We start from the raw sequence: 16980 nt of genomic DNA on the forward strand, positions 1-16980 counted from the left end.
GCAATTTTTCTGGCAGTCGTTCCCAGCATGAGCCTAGTCAAGAAATTCGCCACCGTCGCCTCCGGCACGCTGATGAGCCGTGCGCTGGGCTTCGGCCGCGAGATGCTGATGGCGGCAGCGCTCGGCACCGGACCGGTCGCCGACGCCTTCAACGCCGCCTTCCAGTTTCCCAACACCTTCCGCCGGCTGTTCGCCGAGGGCGCCTTCAACGCCGCTTTCGTGCCGCTGTTCGCCAAGGAGATCGAGCAGCATGGCACCGACGGCGCCAAGCGCTTCTCGGAGGAAGTGTTCGGCGTGCTGTTCTCCGCGCTTCTGGCGCTGACCATCGCGATGGAACTGGCGATGCCGCTGATCGTGCGCTACCTGGTGGCGCCGGGCTTTGCCGACATTCCAGGCAAGTTCGAGACGACCGTCCGGCTTGCGACAATCATGTTCCCGTATCTCATATGCATGTCGCTCGGCGCCATGATGGCCGGGATGCTGAACTCGCTGCGCCGCTATTTCGCGGCGGCGATCGCGCCCGCCTTCCTCAATATCATCCTGATCGGCGTGCTCGCCTATGCCTGGTATCACGGGCTGGACGCGCATGATGTCGGCTTCGGCCTGTCCTGGGGCGTGCTGGCGGCAGGCATCGTGCAACTCGCCATCGTCTGGATCGCGGTGCGCAATGCCGGCATCTCGATCGGCTTCCGCCGGCCGAAGATGACGCCCAACGTCAAGCGGCTGCTGATCCTGGCACTGCCGGCGGCGATCACCGGCGGCATCACGCAGATCAACCAGCTGATCGGCACGGCGATCGCCTCGGCGCAGAATAGCGCCGTATCGTCGCTTGCCTATGCCGACCGCATCTACCAGTTGCCGCTCGGCGTCGTCGGTGTGGCCGTCGCCATTGTGCTGTTGCCGGAACTGTCGCGGGCGCTGAAATCGGGCAATTTGGTCGAGGCAGCCAACCTGCAGAACCGCTCGGTCGAGTTCACCTTGTTCATGACGCTGCCCGCCGCCGCGGCGCTCTGGGTGATGTCTGAGCCGATCGTGCGGCTGGTCTATGAGCGCGGCGCCTTCGCCGCCAACCACTCGACGCCGATCGTCGCCTCGATTCTGGCGATCTTCGGCCTCGGCCTGCCGGCCTTCGTGCTGATCAAGGCGTTCACGCCAGGCTATTTCGCCCGCGAGGACACGCGCACGCCGATGATCTTTGCCGCCATCTCGGTCGTCGTGAATGTCGCCACGGCGCTGAGCCTGTTCCCGTCGATGGGCGCGCCTGGCATCGCGGTGGCTTCGGCAGTCGCCGGCTGGGTCAACGCGCTGATGCTGCTCGCCATGCTGATCAGGCGCGGCCATTGGGGCCGCGACGTGCCGCTCTTGCGACGCATTCCCCGGCTGGTGCTTTCCGCAGTAATCATGGCCGTGGCGCTTTACTTCGCGGAGCGCCACTTTGCCGCGCAGATTGGGCCTGGCTCGCCGCTCGTGGTGAAGGCGACGACGGTGCTTGGGCTGGTCGCCGGGGGCGCCGCACTCTATTTCATCGCCGCCTTCGGCACCGGCGGCGCCGATTTCGGGATGCTTCGGAGGAACGTCAAGCGTCGTTCACCCAAGGCGCTACCGCCCGTCAGGGAACAGTCTCCAGATCCGTGAGTCGGAATTCGTTGGCCGTAGAAAGTATCGGAACGGCGTAGTATCGGGCGCAAGCGTAGTGGAAGCAGTCCGCCATATTTAGGCGGATAGCATTGTTGCGAAACCGCGCAGCGGCCTCGACGGATAGGGATGTTGCCTCGGATGCAGGCGGAAGCTCGTGCAAGGCAATTGCCCGCTCTTCCAGAAAGCGGTCTACAATCTCCGCGCTTCTGGCGACCGGAATCGCCAGCTTTTCTGGTCGCGCGAGCGCCATCGCTGCCTCCCAAACGGCTATCGCCGACGTGAACGGTGCCGATGCCTTCATGACGGCCTGCGCGCACCGCTCGGCTTCCGTCTCGTTGCTTAGGATCGCGACGATGGCTGCGGCGTCGACAAACATCAGTCGTCGCCGGAAAGTTCATCATAAACGGACTGCGGCAGCGGTTTGCGCGCTTGTTCGCTAAGCTTGATTCCAAACTCGGCTCGCAGTCGTGCCGCCGTTTCCAGCGGCGTCTCGCGATTGCGGCGCCGCTCCAAGGCTTCGCGCATGGCGATCACGATTGCCTCGGTGATGCCGACCCCTTCAGCTTTGGCGAAAGCGCGCGTCAACCTGTCGGCTTCCTTATTGTTGATGTTGATGGTCATAGCTACATTCCTTTATGTAGTTAGAAATATGTAGCCTATGCACGGCAAATGTCAACGTACCGATGCCCCATGCCAGCTCGTCCGCGCCTCTTGATCCCGCAACGGGCTTCGTCCATAAGCGCGCCGTCGCAAGACTTTCGCCGCGCGCGGTTTCCAGCCGCATGATTGGCTCCAAAAAGTCTGCAACTTTTTGGAATCATGCTTAGACGGCCCTCCACAAGCCATGAGGAATTCATGTCCGCCTTCAAGCCACTCGTCTTTTCGGGCGTCCAGCCGACCGGAAACCTGCATCTCGGCAACTATCTCGGCGCCATCAAGAAATTCGTCGCCCTCCAGGATCAGTCCGACTGCATCTATTGCGTCGTCGACCTGCACTCGCTGACGGCGCAGCTCGTGTATCAGGACCTGGGCGACCAGACGCGCTCGATCACCGCGGCGTTCCTGGCCTCCGGCATCGACCCCAAGAAGCACATCGTCTTCAACCAGTCGCGGGTCATGCAGCACGCCGAGCTCGCCTGGATCCTCAACTGTGTGGCACGTATCGGGTGGATGTACCGGATGACGCAGTTCAAGGACAAAGCCGGCAAGGACCGCGAGAACGCCTCGCTCGGCCTGCTCGCCTATCCGAGCCTGATGGCCGCCGACATCCTGCTTTACCGCGCAACGCATGTGCCGGTGGGCGAGGACCAGAAGCAGCATCTGGAGCTGACCCGCGACATCGCGCAGAAATTCAACAACGACTTCTCCGAGAAGATCGCAGCCCTTGGCGTCGGCATCGAAATGCAGGTCGGCGAAGAGACGGTGAACGGCTATTTTCCGATTACTGAACCGGTGATCGGCGGCCCGGCGGCGCGCATCATGAGCCTGCGCGACGGCTCGAAGAAGATGTCGAAGTCGGATCCGTCGGATCTCTCGCGCATCAACCTGACCGACGATGCCGACACGATCTCGAAGAAGATCCGCAAGGCCAAGACCGATCCGGAGGCCTTGCCGAGCGAGGTCGACGGGCTGGAAAGCCGGCCCGAAGCGGAAAATCTCGTCGGCATCTATGCCGGCCTCGCGGAAATCTCGAAGGAAGAGGTGCTGAAGGAGTATGGCGGGCAACAGTTTTCCGTGTTCAAGCCGGCGCTTGCCGATCTTGCCGTGGAGAAGCTGGCGCCGATCGCTTCCGAGATGCGCCGCATCGAGGGCGACCGCGCCTATGTCGACGCCGTGCTCAAGGATGGCGGCGACCGGGCCCGCGCAATCGCCGAGGGCACGATGAAGACGGTGCGCGACATTATCGGCCTTCTGCAGGACTGATCCAGCGACCTCCTCGGACCATTGCCGCGCCGACCGGCGGCTTGCCGCCGGTTCGCGGCAGTGGCAGATTGCGACCGAACCATACCGAGCAGATAGACATGGTCTCCAAACGCCTCAGCCGCGAAGCCGGCCATCGCCGCAAGTTCCTGGCGATCATCGACGACACGCCCGAATGCGAGCGCGCCGTCGCCTATGCCTCGAAGCGGGCGCAAAGCACCAGCGGCGTGCTGGTGCTGCTCTACGTCATCGAGCCGGACGACTTCCAGCACTGGCTGGGTGTGGAAAAGATCATGCGCGAGGAAGCCACGGCGACAGCCCGCGCGGCGCTCGACGGCTACGCCAACAAGGTGCGCCAGCATGCGGGGATCGAGCCGGAGCTGGTGGTGCGCGAAGGCAAGCCGACGGAAGAAATCCACAAACTGATCGAGGAAGACCAGGACATCGCCATCCTTGTGCTGGCCGCCGGCGCCGGCAAGGAAGGCCCAGGGCCGCTGGTCAGCGCGGTCGCCGGGCGCGGCGCGGCTTTTCCCATTCCGGTCACGGTGGTGCCGCAGAACCTGTCCGACGAAGAGATCGACAGCCTAGCTTGAGGTGCTTCGATATTCAGGTGAGCCCGGCCTGCAAATGGCGCCCTGACCCGAATCGCGATCCACCTCGACATTCGTGATAGAAGCCGAAAAACATTCCGCCAGCCAGCCGTTCCAGCGACGCGTTTCGCTTGAATGTCCAGCCGATAGAGCCTATTTAGAATTATTCCAAACTATCGGCCCGGAAGGGCCTGGAGATACCCATGTTCATCCAGACCGAATCGACGCCGAACCCGGCGACGCTGAAATTCCTGCCGGGCAAGGAAGTGCTGCGCGAAGGCACAGCCGATTTCCGCAACGCCGAAGCCGCGGCGGAGGCCTCGCCGCTGGCCGGCCGCCTGTTCGAGATCCCGGGCGTCACCGGCGTCTTCTTCGGCTATGATTTCATCACCGTGACCAAGGACGGTCCGGACTGGCAGCACCTGAAGCCGGCGATCCTCGGTGCCATCATGGAGCATTTCATGTCCGGTGCGCCGGTCATGGCCGCGACCGCTCCGGCGAGCGAAGCCGGCGAGACCGGCGAGTTCTATGACAAGGCCGACGAAGAGCTGGTGCTGACCATCAAGGAACTGCTCGACACGCGCGTGCGCCCGGCCGTCGCCCAGGACGGCGGCGACATCACCTTCCGCGGCTTCGAGAACGGCACCGTGTTCCTGCACATGAAGGGCGCCTGCGCCGGCTGCCCGTCATCGACGGCAACGCTGAAGCACGGCATCCAGAACCTGCTTCGCCACTTTGTTCCGGAAGTGCAGCAGGTCGAGCAGGTCGCCTGAGAACCCACTGGCCGGCCGCGTCGTGCGGCGAAGCGAATTCCGATCCGAGATCGCAAAAACAAAAAACCGGGCCCCAACAGCCCGGTTTTCTGTTTTTGGACGTCTTGTTGTTGCCTAGACGGTCCGCTTGCGAAAGCTTTTGGCCTCGGCCTGCGTGATCACATCACGATGACCTTGGCGCCGACCGACGTGCGGTCGTAAAGATCGATAATGTCCTGGTTCATCAGCCGGATGCAGCCCGACGACATCGCCTTGCCGATCGAGAACCATTCCGGGCTGCCATGCAGGCGGTAGCCCATGTCGCCGCCCTTGTTGAAGAGATACATGGCGCGCGCGCCGAGCGGGTTCTTCAGGCCCGGCTCCATGCCGCCGGCGAACTTGGCGAGCTCGGGCTGGCGCTTGATCATCTGCGAGGGCGGTGTCCAGGTCGGCCATTCGCGCTTCAGCGCGATATGGGCTGTGCCGTGCCATTCAAAACCCTCGCGGCCGACGCCGATGCCGTAGCGCATCGCCATGCCGTCGCCCTCGATGAAATAGAGGAACTTGTTCTGCGTATCGACGATGATGGTGCCCGGCTTCTCCGACGAGTCGTACCGCACTTCCTGGCGGTGGTACCGGGCGGGGACCTTCTCGATCGGGATGCGCGGCAGCTGATAGCCGGCATCGGTCATCGCGCCATAGTTGTTGGTGAACATTTGCCCACCGATGGTGCTGCACCCGCTGATCGAGGTCGACAGCGCAAGAGCGGCGAGGATTGCAAATGACTTCAAGCGCATGAAAAGGTCCGACGCCCCGCCTCGATACCAGCGGCACGAGTCGGCCGCTTTGTTGCCACCATTCATGCTGGCATTTCTTTTGCTTGCCAAGCGCGCACTGCCTATATGCAAGGGCTTACGCGCCGGTAAGTGCCCGACTGCGGCATTTTCGCAACAGGCCTTACAGGATTATGAAGCAAAATCAATGGGGCGACTCAGGGAGCCGTCTGCGATGCGAGGAGAGCGCCATGAATGTCGGTGATGCCGCGGAGCGTTCCGGCCTGCCGGCCAAGACCATTCGCTACTATGAGGAAATCGGACTGATCCGCCCGGCGCGGGCCGAGAACGGCTATCGCGATTACTCCCGCGACGATATCCACCGGCTCGCCTTTCTGCGCCGTGCGCGCAATCTCGGCTTCTCAATCGACGATTGCAGGCAGCTGATGGCGCTCTATCAGGACCGCGGCCGCGCCAGCCATGACGTGCGCGAGATCGCCGCCGCCCATGTCAGGGCGATCGAGGAGAAGGTACGCGAATTGCAGTCGATGCGCTCGACGCTGCAGACCCTGATCCACGCCTGCCACGGCGACGACCGGCCGGACTGTCCGATCCTGGACGACATGGCGGGCGCGGCCTGAGGTCCGAGGCCTGTCAGCGCTTCCAGAAATCGCGGTGCGGGGCGAGCATCTCGTCCGCGATTTCCGGAAAGGGGCCGAACACCTCGATCTTTTTCTGGCCGGACGCGAACACGGTGCGCGAGGCGAGGTTCATGGTCGGGTTCTCCGCATGATCCCCGGTGAGTGCCAGGAGGCTGGTTTCCTCGACCCCATAGACCAGGCGCCCGATATTCGCCCAATACATCGTGCCGGCGCACATGGCGCATGGTTCGAAGGTCGAGACCAGCGTGCATTGCCAGAGGAACTCCGGCTCATAGGCCGCCGCGGCGCGGCGGGCGAGCTCGGTCTCGGCATGGCGCACCGTATCGAGATTGCCCTGCCGCATCAAAATGCGATCGTCCGGCCCGACCAGCACGCAGCCGAACGGATGATGCCCATGCGCCGCCGCCTCGCGCGCGACGGCATCGGCGGACCGGAGGTGGGCGAGTATCTGGTCGCGGGTCATGGGAAAATTCCTTTCATGGCGAGATTGCCGCCATGAGGCATGACCAGCAAGGCTAATCTTCTATGAACCACGGCTCAAGCATCTACTTGGCTTTGCGCTCCACCCATTCCTGGTTTGGTGCTATTTTGACGATCACCTACAATGAGATTGCCGGATGGCTATCCAGGAGGACATCGAACGGGTCGAGCAGCATATCCGCGAGATCGAACAGCGGATCGAGCGCCAGCGCGCGGTCATCACCCAGGCGGAAGAGAACGGCCTGCCGACCGACGGCCCGAGCAACTTCCTGTGGTTCCTGAAAGAGACATTGAGTCTGAGCCGCGACCACCTGGCCAGGCTTCTGGCGGATGAATTTCGAGCGGGGGACTCGGAGTAAAGGTGCCATTCAGCCGGTGGCGGTTTGGGGTCGAAGTAACATCCCTTAGCGCCCTTGCCGTTCCCGGTAGATCATCCAGAGCGGCACGGTTACCATCCCGAACACGATCACGGCCAACTCTACCCAGTAGGTAAATGGGTCATGGCCTCGCTCTACAGCGTGATCCTTAAAAGGAATCCGGCCCGTCCAAAGGGATTGGGCAACCAACCAGACTAGAGCAAGCTCCATAGCGACCATAACGACTCTCATCATAAACTTGCTGGGTTTCATCATGCGCCTTTCATGTGCTCGCCTGATTGAGCAGCGGCCTGTCAACCAGATACCCCCCTGCCCTCAGACAATGTGTACTTTACAAACAGAGACTCGGCTCACGCCTAAGGCTTGCAGCTAGGGACCGTTTGGATTGACGTTCCCACTGTTCAACCTGGGCGGATAGCCGGGCGGGTCTTCAAATACTACCGCTACTATTTTTTGCTGGGCAACGACGAAGCGCAACACGTTTGAGGCTAGCACGAACTCCGTTGGCTTGGTGCACTGCCATTCAACTCTGACAATGACAGCATCTGAGTGAACGTTGGTGGCGTGTGCGGCTTTTCCCTCAGTCCGAATGAGTGGCTTTGAACAGCCCGATCCTGGAAGAAGTTTAACGAACTCTGGGAAATTCTCCGCCAAAGGCAAACCGTAGTCGAATATGATAGCGGTCGCATCCGGCACTAGGAGCGCCTTGGCCTGCTCGGGATTTTCGACCGAGAGGTTGACGTAGTCCCCTACCAACTGTGCGGGCGTTATTCCGGAAGGATCCGCTGCAGCGATAGGGAGACAAGCAGCGATCGCCATCAATATACAATTAAACTTCGCGACACGCATCAGCGGTCCTTACCATGTGACGCCTATTCCGGGGTAGGGGCGGCCTGTCGACGAACATATTCCGTGGTCATAATCGCGACCTGACAGGGGGTTCAAACCGTGAACAAAATCTGGCATGGTGCCTCCCATGCCCATCGTGTCCCCGATTCCCCTTAACCCGTTGATCGACGGCCGCCAGTCGGAGCGCGCTATGCTGGTGCGGCGCGGCGTGCAGCGGCTGCTCACCGAGATGGGCGCACATGTGCTGCCGGAGCTTTCCCTGGCCACCGGGCGGCGCGCCGATCTCGTGGCGCTGACCAGGCAGGGCGATATCTGGATCATCGAGATCAAATCCTCGATCGAGGATTTCAGGGTCGACCGCAAATGGCCGGACTATCGGCTGCATTCCGACCGCTTCTTCTTCGCCACCCATCCCGGCGTTCCCCAGGACATCTTTCCTGAGGAATGCGGCTTCATCCTTTCAGACGGCTATGGCGCGGAGATCCTGCGCGATGCGCCCGAGCACCGCATGGCGGCAGCGACGCGCAAGGCGCTGATGTTGCGGATTGCCCGCGCAGGCGCCGCGCGGCTCTTGGCGGCCGAGCTTGCCGGCGTCGCCGTGCCGGCGCTGGATGGCGAGAGCGAGTAGTCGTCGCGGTGTGTGGATGCCGGTGCGTACCGCTGGCTTCCGACCGCAGGCCTGGCTCAGGCCAGCCCTGCGCCAGGCCAGCGAGAATTTTCTTCCCGCACCGATGATTTCCGCTGAACCCGATTGTCTTCACCTACAGGCGCGTCCGGATGGCCGGCGGCCTGGAAAAAGGTGATCAAATGAAACCGTTGCAAAATCAGAATGTCGTCGTCGTCGGAGGCAGCCGGGGTGTCGGCCGCTCGATCGTGGAAGCAGCGCTTGGCGCGGGAGCGACCGTGCTCGCGGTCGCCCGTGGCGCCGCCGACCTGAAGCAGCTCGCCTGGGAACGCCCGGGCTTGAGGACGCTTAGCACGGACGCGACGGCGGAAGGCGCGCCGCAAGCGGTTTTCGATGCGCTGGCACCCGACGTGCTGGTGGTCTGCGCGGGCGCGCTCGCCCCTTCGGCGCCGATCCAGGAGCAAAGCTGGGAGGCCTTCTCGGCGAACTGGGAGATGGACGTCAAGGCATCGTTCCTGTTCTGTCGGGAAGCCCTCAAGGGCCGGCTCAAGCCTGGAACCCGTGTGCTGCTGATCGCCAGCGGCGCCGCCTTCAGCGGCGGTCCGCCGAATTCCGGCGGCTATGCCGGCGCCAAGCGCATGCAGATATTTCTGGCCGGCCATTGCCAGAAGGAATCGGACCGCCTCGGCCTCGGCCTGCGCTTCATGGCGCTTTCGCCGGCCCGCATCATGCCGGGCACCGGGGTCGGCGATCGCGGCATTGAAGGCATCGCGGCCTATATGGGCATCCGCCCGGCCGACTTCCTGGCCAGCATGAGCGACATGCAGACGCCGGCCGATGTCGGACAGGCTGTGATCCAGCTCTCGACGGGCAAGCCGCAGGGCAGCTCCTTCACCGTAAGCGGCAGCGGCCTTGCGGCGGCGCCATGAGACGCGCAGGATGGCGGCCGAATTCAGCTCCCCGGGCTCCCATGACTGACGCTTCCGGCCCTATCGAGCCTTTGGGCCGGCCAGGCCAGCCGGCCCTCGACCGGCGGGCCTTCGAGCGCCTGACCGTCGCCCATCGCCGCGCGCTGAAGCTTCATTGCTATCGCATGATGGGCTCGCTCAACGAGGCGGACGATCTCGTCCAGGAGACGTTCCTAAAGGCGTGGCGCGCGCGGTCGCAATTCGACGGACGCGGCTCGGCGCGCGGCTGGCTCTACGCGATCGCCACCAACAGCTGCCTCAATGCGATCAAGGCACGCTCGCTGGCGCGGCGCATTCTTGAGCAACCCGAGCGGCCGGCCTCTGAGGGCAGAGCGACCGGCGGCCCGGCCACGGAGCTCGCCTGGCTGGAGCCGTATCCGGACGCCGAGCTGCCCGACATCGCCGACGACAGGCCCGGCCCGGAAGCGCGCTATGAGGCCCGCGAGGCGGTGCGGCTCGCTTTCGTGGCGGCAATCCAGCTATTGCCGCCGAGGCAGCGCGCGGCCTTGCTGCTTTGCGATGTGCTCGGATGGTCCGCCATCGAGACCGCGCAATTGTTGGGCGGGTCGACCGACTCGATCAACAGCGCCTTGCAGCGGGCCCGCGCGACGCTGGGCGAACGCTACCCGCAGGGGCGCCCGCCGCAGCGGTCGCGGCCCAACGCGAACGAAGGCGTGCTGCTCGAACGCTACATGCAGGCTTGGCAGGCCGACAATCTCGACGGACTCGTCGAGCTGCTGCGCGAGGACGCCATCTACCACATGCCGCCATGGCGGGAATGGTATCATGGACGCCCGGCGATCGGCGCTTTCCTGGGCAGCGTCTGGGGCAATTTTGCCGGCTATCGCGCGGTGGCTATCGGCGCCAACACCCAGCCGGCAGTGGGCGTCTACGCGCTCGGCCGCCAGAATTCCATGTGGCAGCCGCATTCGCTGCATGTCCTCGAAGCCGCCGGCGACAAGATCGCCTCGCTGACGATCTATGTCCCGCCGCTCGGCCCCGCTTTGTTTCCAGCCTTCGGTCTGCCGCCGGAACCTCGCGGTTAGTTCAGATCTTCTTCCACTCCGCCGCCCGCCGGCGCCATGAGCAGGATGGCGGCGCCCAAGAGGGCGGCAATCAGCGAGCCGGCGAGGATGCCGACCTTCACCGCGTCCTGCAGCGCCGGGTCGCCGGCGAAGGCAAGCAGGCCGATAAACAGGCTCATGGTGAAGCCGATGCCGCAAAGCAGCGAAATGCCCAGCATGTGCAGCCAGCCGGCATTGGCCGGCAGGTCGGCGAGGCCAAACCGGATCGCGAGCGCCGAGGAGCCGAAGACGCCGACCAGCTTGCCGAGCACCAAGCCGGCGGCGACGCCAAGCGTCAGCGGCTCAACCAGTGCTGCAAGGCTCAGGCTGCCGAGCGAGACGCCGGCATTGGCGAAGCCGAAGATCGGGATGACGAAGAAGGGCACCAGCCTGTGCAAGCCGTGTTCCAGCCTATGCAGCGGCGAATGCTCGAGATCACGGCTGATGCCGGGAGACCGCTCCAGCGGGATGGTGAGCGCCAGCGCCACGCCGGCGAGCGTCGCATGCACGCCCGACTTGAGCACCAGCACCCACAGCAATGCGCCAAGCAAGAGATACGGCCAGAGCTTCATGGCCCGTATGCGGTTGAGCACGACGAGCAGCGCGATGACGACGAAGGCGGCGGCCAGATAAGCGAGCGACAGGCCGCTGGTGTAGAACAGCGCGATGATGATGACGGCGCCGAGATCGTCGATGATGGCAAGAGCGGTGAGGAAGACCTTCAGCGACGCGGGCACGCGGCTGCCGAGCAGCGAAAGCACGCCGAGCGCGAAGGCGATGTCGGTGGCGGTAGGGATCGCCCAGCCGGAGAGCGCTGCCGCATTGTCGCGGTTGATCAAGACATAGACCAGCGCCGGCACCGCCATGCCGCCGGCGGCGGCGATGCCCGGCAGCACGCGGCGCGGCCAGGTTGAGAGCTGTCCGTCCAGCATCTCGCGCTTGATCTCGAGCCCAACCAGCAGAAAGAACACCGCCATCAGCCCGTCATTGATCCAGTGCGAGACGCTGAGCGGCCCGAGATAGGCGTGCAGGACAGTGAAATAGGTTTCGGCCAAAGGGGAATTGGCGACGATCAGCGCAAGGGCTGCGGCCACCATCAGGATGATGCCGCCGGCGGCCTCGCTGTCCAGGAACTCGCGCAGGATCGAATTCGGCCGCTTATCTTGCATGGTCCCTCCGCCCGTCACCCCGACCTGACGGCCGGAACCTATAAGGTATGATGCGCAGCCCGGCTGGCGAAGCAAGCGTTCGAGTTCACATTGACAGATCGCCTGCTTCGGAAGTTGGCCGAAACGCCCGTCTCTTCGTCATCCACGGGCGAAGCAAGGAGCGAAGCGACGCGGCGCAGACCCGAGGATCCATTCCGTTACATCGGAGCGGTGCCAACGGTGCAGAATTCCGCTCCGCTGCGTTCTGCGGCCGGGATCACGGAATGGATCCTAGGGTCTTCGCGACGGAGCTTCGCTCCTGCTTCGCCCTAGGATGACGACACTCGTTTAACGCGGCGCGCGCTTCGCCAGTATCCGCTGCAAGGTCCGGCGATGCATGTTCAACCGGCGCGCCGTCTCGGAGACGTTGCGGTCGCACATTTCGTAGACGCGCTGGATGTGCTCCCAGCGCACGCGATCGGCCGACATCGGGTTTTCCGGGGGCGCCGCACGTTCGCCGGAGGTGCGGGTGAGCGCGGCGAAGACGTCGTCGGCATCTGCGGGCTTGGAAAGATAGTCGACGGCGCCGAGCTTCACGGCGGTCACCGCGGTGGCGATGTTGCCGTAGCCGGTCAGGATGATGGCGCGGGCGTCGTCGCGCTTCTCGCGGATGGCAGCGACGACATCGAGGCCGTTGCCGTCGCCGAGCCGCATGTCGACAACCGCATAGGCCGGCGGATGGGCGCGCGCCTTGGCGACCGCCTCTTCCACGCTCTCCGCCGTCTCGACCACGAACCCCCGTGTCTCCATGGCGCGGGCAAGCCGGGTGAGGAACGGCTTGTCGTCCTCGACGATGAGCAGCGAGGTGTCCTCGCCCTCGACCATAGCGCCAGTCGTTTCGTCTCCGCTCATCTTATCGGCATCCCACTGACCTGAGGCGCGCCGCGCCGAAACCTACCCTGGCGAAGGCCCGTCCGATCCCTGTTTCCGGGCATATCGTCTTCCCCAAGCCGCTGCACAGTTTTAGGCGACATGCCTCACTTTTACGCAGATACAGTCCTGTAAAGGCAATGTCCAATTTTTAGAGCCGGCAACAGAGCTGCCATGCGGTAATTGCAAGGCTTTCTCACCGTTTCGCAATTCCGGACGGAAAGCTGCGGCGAAGTTGCCGAGCCCAACCGCTGCGCACTTTTTCTGGAATTGCGCTAGGCATTGTCGAACATGGTGGCCGAGGCCTGTTCCTGGTTGAGGAAGAGGCCGCGCGGCCAGGAGATCTGCACCACTGCGCCTTCGCCGAGCCCGCTCGAATTGCGGAAATCGATGGTGGCGCCGGAACGCTCCAGCAAGGTCTTGGCGATGAACAGCCCGAGCCCCAGGCCGCCGCCGGCCTCAGTGCCCTGGCGCGTCGACATATAGGGCTCGCCGATGCGGTCGATGATCTCGGCGGGGAATCCCGGCCCGTCGTCGGTGATGGAGAAGATGACCTTCTCATCGTCCCAGCTCCAGCTGACGGTGACGGCGTTGCGGGCGAAATCGACGGCATTCTCGACCAGATTGCCGAGCCCGTAGATGACGCCGGGATTGCGCTGGCCGACCGGCTCGGGACCGATGCGCTCGCCGGGCCGCAGCCGGATCGAGATGCCGAAATCGCGATGCGGCGCCGTCACCTCCTCGACCAGCGAGGTGAGCGGCATGCGCGACAGATGCGCTTCGCCTTCCGAGGAAAGGCTGGTCAGCCGCTTCAGTATCTCGCGGCAACGCTCGCTTTGCGAGCGCAGGAGCTTCACGTCCTCGCCATATTTCGGATCCTTGCCGAGCGCCTTTTCCATCTCCTTGGCGACGACGGTGATGGTGGCCAAGGGCGTGCCCAGCTCGTGCGCGGCCGCCGCCGCCAGCCCGTCCAGCGCCGAAAGGTGCTGCTCGCGCTGCAGCACCAGTTCGGTGGCGGCCAGCGCATTGGCGAGCAGGCGCGCTTCCGCAGCGACGCGGAAGGCATAGATGGCGGTGAAGGCGATCGAGGCAAACACAGCCATCCACATGCCGGCGACATAGATGAAGGGCATCGGCAGCGGCGAGCCCTCATACCAGGGCAGCGGCAAATGGAAGAACACCAGAAGCGTGGCCGCCAGTATGACCAACGCGCCAAGGATGGCCGTGAACCGCAGCGGCAGCGAAGCGGCGGAGATGACGACCGGCACCGACAGCAGCACGCAAAACGGATTGGTCAGGCCGCCCGTCATGTAGAGCAGGCCGGTGAGCTGGACGCCGTCGAAGGTGAGGATCACGAAGGCCGAAAGCGGGGTGAGCCGATGCGCCGCCGGATAGCGGAAGGTGAGCCACAGATTCATCCAGGCCGAGCAGGCGATCAGCGCAAAGCACATCGACACCGGAAGCGGGAATTTCAGGCCATAGGCGACGACCAGCACGGTCAGGCTCTGCCCGACAATCGCCAGCCAGCGCAGACGGATCAGCGTGTTGAGCCGCAGCCGCTGGCTTTGCTGGGAATCGGGCGCGCGCAGGATGTTGGTCATTGCCAAGGATTACAGCCGCAGGAGCGGAAACGATAGAGCATCGTCTTTGCCTGATGCATGTCGTTGTCCCAAAACCGCTGCGCACTTTTGGGCGACATGCATTACGTTCCGCGCGGTTTGGCGCGGCTGGTGGCGGCGGCCAGCAGCGGGTTTTCCGGCCAGACATGCTTTGGATAGCGGCCGCGCATGTCGGCGCGCACATCCGTCCAGGAGCCGCGCCAGAAGCCGGGGAGATCGCGCGTCGTCTGGATCGGGCGGTGTGCCGGCGACAGCAATTCGAGCGTCAGCGGAACGGTTCCGTTTGCGATCGCCGGATGACGATCGAGGCCGAACAGTTCCTGCACGCGGATCGAAAGCACCGGCCACTCTCCGTCATAGCGGATCGGCACGTGGCTGCCGGACGGCGCGTCGAAATGGGTCGGCGCCAGCGCGTCGACCTTGCGCTGCAGGTCATGCGGGACCAGCGCCATGAGCGCCGACGACAAAGTCGCCGGCTTGATGGCTGCGAAAGAGGCATCGCCGCACAGAAACGGCAGGAGCCAATCGTCGAGGCCATCGATGAGCGCTTCATCGGAAACGTCGGGCCAGGGCGGTCCGAGGCCGCGATTGAGCCAGCCGAGCCGCTGGCGCAGCGCCTCCGCTTCCTTGCCCCAGTCGAGCAGAGCCAGGCCGTGCTCTCTCAGGGCGTCGAGAATGGCGCGGTCTGCGTCGGCGCCTGACGGCGCTGGCAACATACGCTCGGAAAGCGTGATGGCGCCGAGCCGTGCGGTCTCGCGCATGCGAACGGCGCGGCGCTCGCGGTCGAAGCTCGTCTCACGCTTCGTCTCGATGCGATCGGCAAGGACGGTGCGGATATCGGCTTCGCCGACCGGAGCGGCGGCGGTGATGCGGGCGTTCTGCGCCTTGCCCTGCAGGTCGGCGACCACAAGCCAGGTTTCATTGGCGAGCGGATCGGCGACATCGACCATGGCGCCCGAACCATTGGCGAGCACGAAGCGGCCGCGCTCGCCGCGCGCCCTTGCCACGCGATCCGGCCACGCGTGGATGAGGAGCGAGCCGGCGCCGGCCGACGCGTCGCTTCTGTCTCCGCCAGCCTGCCCGGCCAGACGCTCCGCCAATTGCCGCGCGGCATTGGCGCGAGGGGATTTCTCGCCGCGAAGCCGGATCAGACGCCGCTCCAGATCGGCGCTGTCGCCGCCCAGCCCACGCTCGGTCAAGAGCACGGCAAGCGTCGCCGCTTCGAGCGCGTGGCCGCTCTTCGCCGCTTCGGCCACCATATGCGCCAACCGCACCGGCAGCGCCAGCTTGCGCATGGCGGCGCCCGCCTCGGTCAACCTGCCGGCATCGTCGATGGCATGCAGCGCCTTGAGCAGCACCCTCGCCTCGTTGAGAGCGGGCGCCGGCGGCGGATCGAGGAACGAAAGGCTCGACGGATCGGCGACGCCAAAGGCGGCACAGTCGAGCAGCAGGCCGGACAGATCGGCCTCGAGGATTTCGGGCGGCGTGAAGGCGGGAAGCGACGCGGTCTGCTCGGCGCGCCACAGGCGCACCGCCACGCCGGCTTGAGTGCGGCCGGCGCGGCCGGCGCGCTGGTCGGCCGAGGCCTTGCTGACGCGCACGGTTTCCAGGCGGGTCAGACCGCTTGCCGGCTCATAGCGCGGCAGCCGCGACAGGCCGGAATCGATGACGACGCGCACGCCGTCGATGGTGATCGAGGTCTCGGCGATCGAGGTCGCCAGCACCACCTTGCGGCGGCCGGCCGGCGCCGGCCTGATCGCCGCGTCCTGCGCCCTGTTGTCGAGCTGGCCATAGAGCGGAACGATGTCGGTGTCGGCCGCGACATTGCCCGCGAGCCGTTCGGCGGTGCGCTCGATCTCGCGCTGTCCGGGCAGGAAGGCAAGCACGCTGCCCGACTCGCCGGCCAAAGCCGCGCGCACGGCCCTGGCCATGGCGTCCTCAATCGCCGTGCCTGCCGGCCGCTCGTCGTAGCGGATCTCGACCAGATAGGCGCGGCCCTCGCTTTCGATCACCGGCGCTGCCGACAAAAGCTTCGCCACGCGCGCGCCGTCGAGCGTCGCCGACATGACCAGCAGGCGCAGGTCCGGCCGCAATGCGCCCTGCACGTCGAGCGCCAGCGCCAGGCCGAAATCGCCGTCGAGCGAACGTTCGTGGAATTCGTCGAAGATCACCGCCGAGACGCCGGGCAGCTCCGGATCGTCGAGAATCATGCGCGAGAGCACGCCTTCGGTGACGACCAGGATCCTTGTCCGCGCCGAGGCGCGGTTCTCCATGCGCATGGCGTAGCCCACCGTGCCGCCGGGCTCCTCGCCCAGCAATTCGGCCATGCGGCGGGCGGCGGCGCGGGCGGCGAGCCGCCGCGGCTCGAGCAGCACGATCCGGCCCTCACCGAGCCAAGGCGCGTCGAGCAGCGCCAGCGGCACCAGCGTCGTCTTGCCGGCGCCGGGCGGCGCCACCAGCACGGCGCTGCTGCGCCGCGCGAGCGCTTCGCCGAGCGCCGGCAGCACGGCTGTGACCGGAAGCTCCGGCAAGCGTTTCGTCGTCATTTTGCCCGCATATCAGCGGTCGCGGTCGCCGTGCAACGT

At 64.8% G+C, this 16980-nt stretch carries 18 protein-coding genes; 9 read left to right on the forward strand and 9 right to left on the reverse strand.

The window, feature by feature from the left end:
• The first annotated feature begins 27 nt into the window (after positions 1 to 27).
• Complete coding sequence (gene murJ, locus CK219_RS07570; protein ID WP_095766109.1) at positions 28 to 1635, forward strand: murein biosynthesis integral membrane protein MurJ; 1608 nt, start codon at positions 28 to 30, stop codon at positions 1633 to 1635.
• Here the strand turns inward: murJ and CK219_RS07575 are convergent.
• On the reverse strand, positions 1610 to 2014 hold the full coding sequence (locus CK219_RS07575) for a type II toxin-antitoxin system VapC family toxin (protein ID WP_095766110.1): 405 nt from the start codon (positions 2012 to 2014) through the stop codon (positions 1610 to 1612). The two genes, murJ and CK219_RS07575, sit on opposite strands and share 26 nt — an antisense overlap.
• Positions 2014 to 2259, reverse strand: a complete 246-nt coding sequence (locus CK219_RS07580; RefSeq protein WP_095766111.1) for a type II toxin-antitoxin system VapB family antitoxin — start codon at positions 2257 to 2259, stop codon at positions 2014 to 2016. The genes CK219_RS07575 and CK219_RS07580 overlap by 1 nt, the downstream gene beginning before the upstream one ends.
• 234 nt (positions 2260 to 2493) lie before the next feature.
• Here CK219_RS07580 and trpS point away from each other — a divergent pair, with 234 nt between their 5' ends.
• From trpS to CK219_RS07595, 3 genes are all read left to right on the forward strand, one after another.
• Positions 2494 to 3561, forward strand: coding sequence for a tryptophan--tRNA ligase (gene trpS / locus CK219_RS07585; RefSeq protein WP_095766112.1), 1068 nt, complete (start codon positions 2494 to 2496; stop codon positions 3559 to 3561).
• Positions 3562 to 3659: 98 nt separating this feature from the next.
• Positions 3660 to 4151, forward strand: a complete 492-nt coding sequence (locus CK219_RS07590; protein WP_095766113.1) for a universal stress protein — start codon at positions 3660 to 3662, stop codon at positions 4149 to 4151.
• Positions 4152 to 4351: 200 nt separating this feature from the next.
• On the forward strand, positions 4352 to 4921 hold the full coding sequence (locus CK219_RS07595; protein ID WP_095766114.1) for a NifU family protein: 570 nt from the start codon (positions 4352 to 4354) through the stop codon (positions 4919 to 4921).
• 158 nt (positions 4922 to 5079) lie between these two features.
• On the opposite strand, the gene CK219_RS07600 is transcribed toward CK219_RS07595, so the two are convergent.
• Positions 5080 to 5697: a L,D-transpeptidase gene (locus CK219_RS07600; protein ID WP_095766115.1), complete on the reverse strand. Its 618-nt coding sequence runs from the start codon at positions 5695 to 5697 to the stop codon at positions 5080 to 5082.
• A gap of 227 nt (positions 5698 to 5924) precedes the next feature.
• Between CK219_RS07600 and cueR the strand changes: the two genes are divergently transcribed.
• The gene (gene cueR / locus CK219_RS07605; RefSeq protein WP_095766116.1) at positions 5925 to 6314 is read left to right on the forward strand and encodes a Cu(I)-responsive transcriptional regulator; all 390 of its coding nucleotides are present in this window, start codon (positions 5925 to 5927) and stop codon (positions 6312 to 6314) included.
• A 13-nt stretch (positions 6315 to 6327) separates the two neighbouring features.
• Here the strand turns inward: cueR and CK219_RS07610 are convergent, their stop codons facing one another.
• Complete coding sequence (locus CK219_RS07610; RefSeq protein WP_095766117.1) at positions 6328 to 6798, reverse strand: nucleoside deaminase; 471 nt, start codon at positions 6796 to 6798, stop codon at positions 6328 to 6330.
• Between the two features lie 154 nt (positions 6799 to 6952).
• Here CK219_RS07610 and CK219_RS07615 point away from each other — a divergent pair, with 154 nt between their 5' ends.
• Entirely contained in the window at positions 6953 to 7174 is a 222-nt protein-coding gene (locus CK219_RS07615; protein WP_095766118.1) for a hypothetical protein, read from the forward strand.
• 387 nt (positions 7175 to 7561) lie between these two features.
• Here CK219_RS07615 and CK219_RS07625 read toward each other — a convergent pair whose 3' ends face one another.
• Positions 7562 to 8041 (reverse strand): hypothetical protein, encoded by a 480-nt coding sequence (locus CK219_RS07625; protein ID WP_141245308.1) that lies wholly within the window; start codon positions 8039 to 8041, stop codon positions 7562 to 7564.
• Between the two features lie 127 nt (positions 8042 to 8168).
• Between CK219_RS07625 and CK219_RS07630 the strand changes: the two genes are divergently transcribed.
• The 3 genes from CK219_RS07630 (at position 8169) to CK219_RS07640 (ending at position 10680) form a co-directional block, all read left to right on the forward strand.
• Positions 8169 to 8669 (forward strand): MmcB family DNA repair protein, encoded by a 501-nt coding sequence (locus CK219_RS07630; RefSeq protein WP_164772367.1) that lies wholly within the window; start codon positions 8169 to 8171, stop codon positions 8667 to 8669.
• 179 nt (positions 8670 to 8848) lie between these two features.
• Entirely contained in the window at positions 8849 to 9595 is a 747-nt protein-coding gene (locus CK219_RS07635) for an SDR family NAD(P)-dependent oxidoreductase (protein WP_095766216.1), read from the forward strand.
• Positions 9596 to 9636: 41 nt separating this feature from the next.
• On the forward strand, positions 9637 to 10680 hold the full coding sequence (locus CK219_RS07640; RefSeq protein WP_095766122.1) for an RNA polymerase subunit sigma-70: 1044 nt from the start codon (positions 9637 to 9639) through the stop codon (positions 10678 to 10680).
• Here the strand turns inward: CK219_RS07640 and nhaA are convergent.
• The 4 genes from nhaA to hrpB all read right to left on the reverse strand — a co-directional run bounded on the left by nhaA (position 10677) and on the right by hrpB (position 16941).
• Positions 10677 to 11867, reverse strand: a complete 1191-nt coding sequence (gene nhaA, locus CK219_RS07645; protein ID WP_095766123.1) for a Na+/H+ antiporter NhaA — start codon at positions 11865 to 11867, stop codon at positions 10677 to 10679. The genes CK219_RS07640 and nhaA overlap by 4 nt on opposite strands.
• 327 nt (positions 11868 to 12194) lie before the next feature.
• Positions 12195 to 12758, reverse strand: coding sequence for an ActR/PrrA/RegA family redox response regulator transcription factor (locus tag CK219_RS07650; RefSeq protein ID WP_040993706.1), 564 nt, complete (start codon positions 12756 to 12758; stop codon positions 12195 to 12197).
• 293 nt (positions 12759 to 13051) lie between these two features.
• A complete protein-coding gene (locus tag CK219_RS07655) occupies positions 13052 to 14377 on the reverse strand; it encodes an ActS/PrrB/RegB family redox-sensitive histidine kinase (protein ID WP_176476965.1) in 1326 nt (441 codons plus the stop codon).
• Positions 14378 to 14478: 101 nt separating this feature from the next.
• A complete protein-coding gene (gene hrpB, locus CK219_RS07660) occupies positions 14479 to 16941 on the reverse strand; it encodes an ATP-dependent helicase HrpB (protein ID WP_095766125.1) in 2463 nt (820 codons plus the stop codon).
• Positions 16942 to 16980: the final 39 nt, after the last annotated feature.

The organism is Mesorhizobium sp. WSM4313 (assembly GCF_002294725.1).
In the GTDB taxonomy this organism is placed as follows: Bacteria; Pseudomonadota; Alphaproteobacteria; order Rhizobiales; family Rhizobiaceae; genus Mesorhizobium.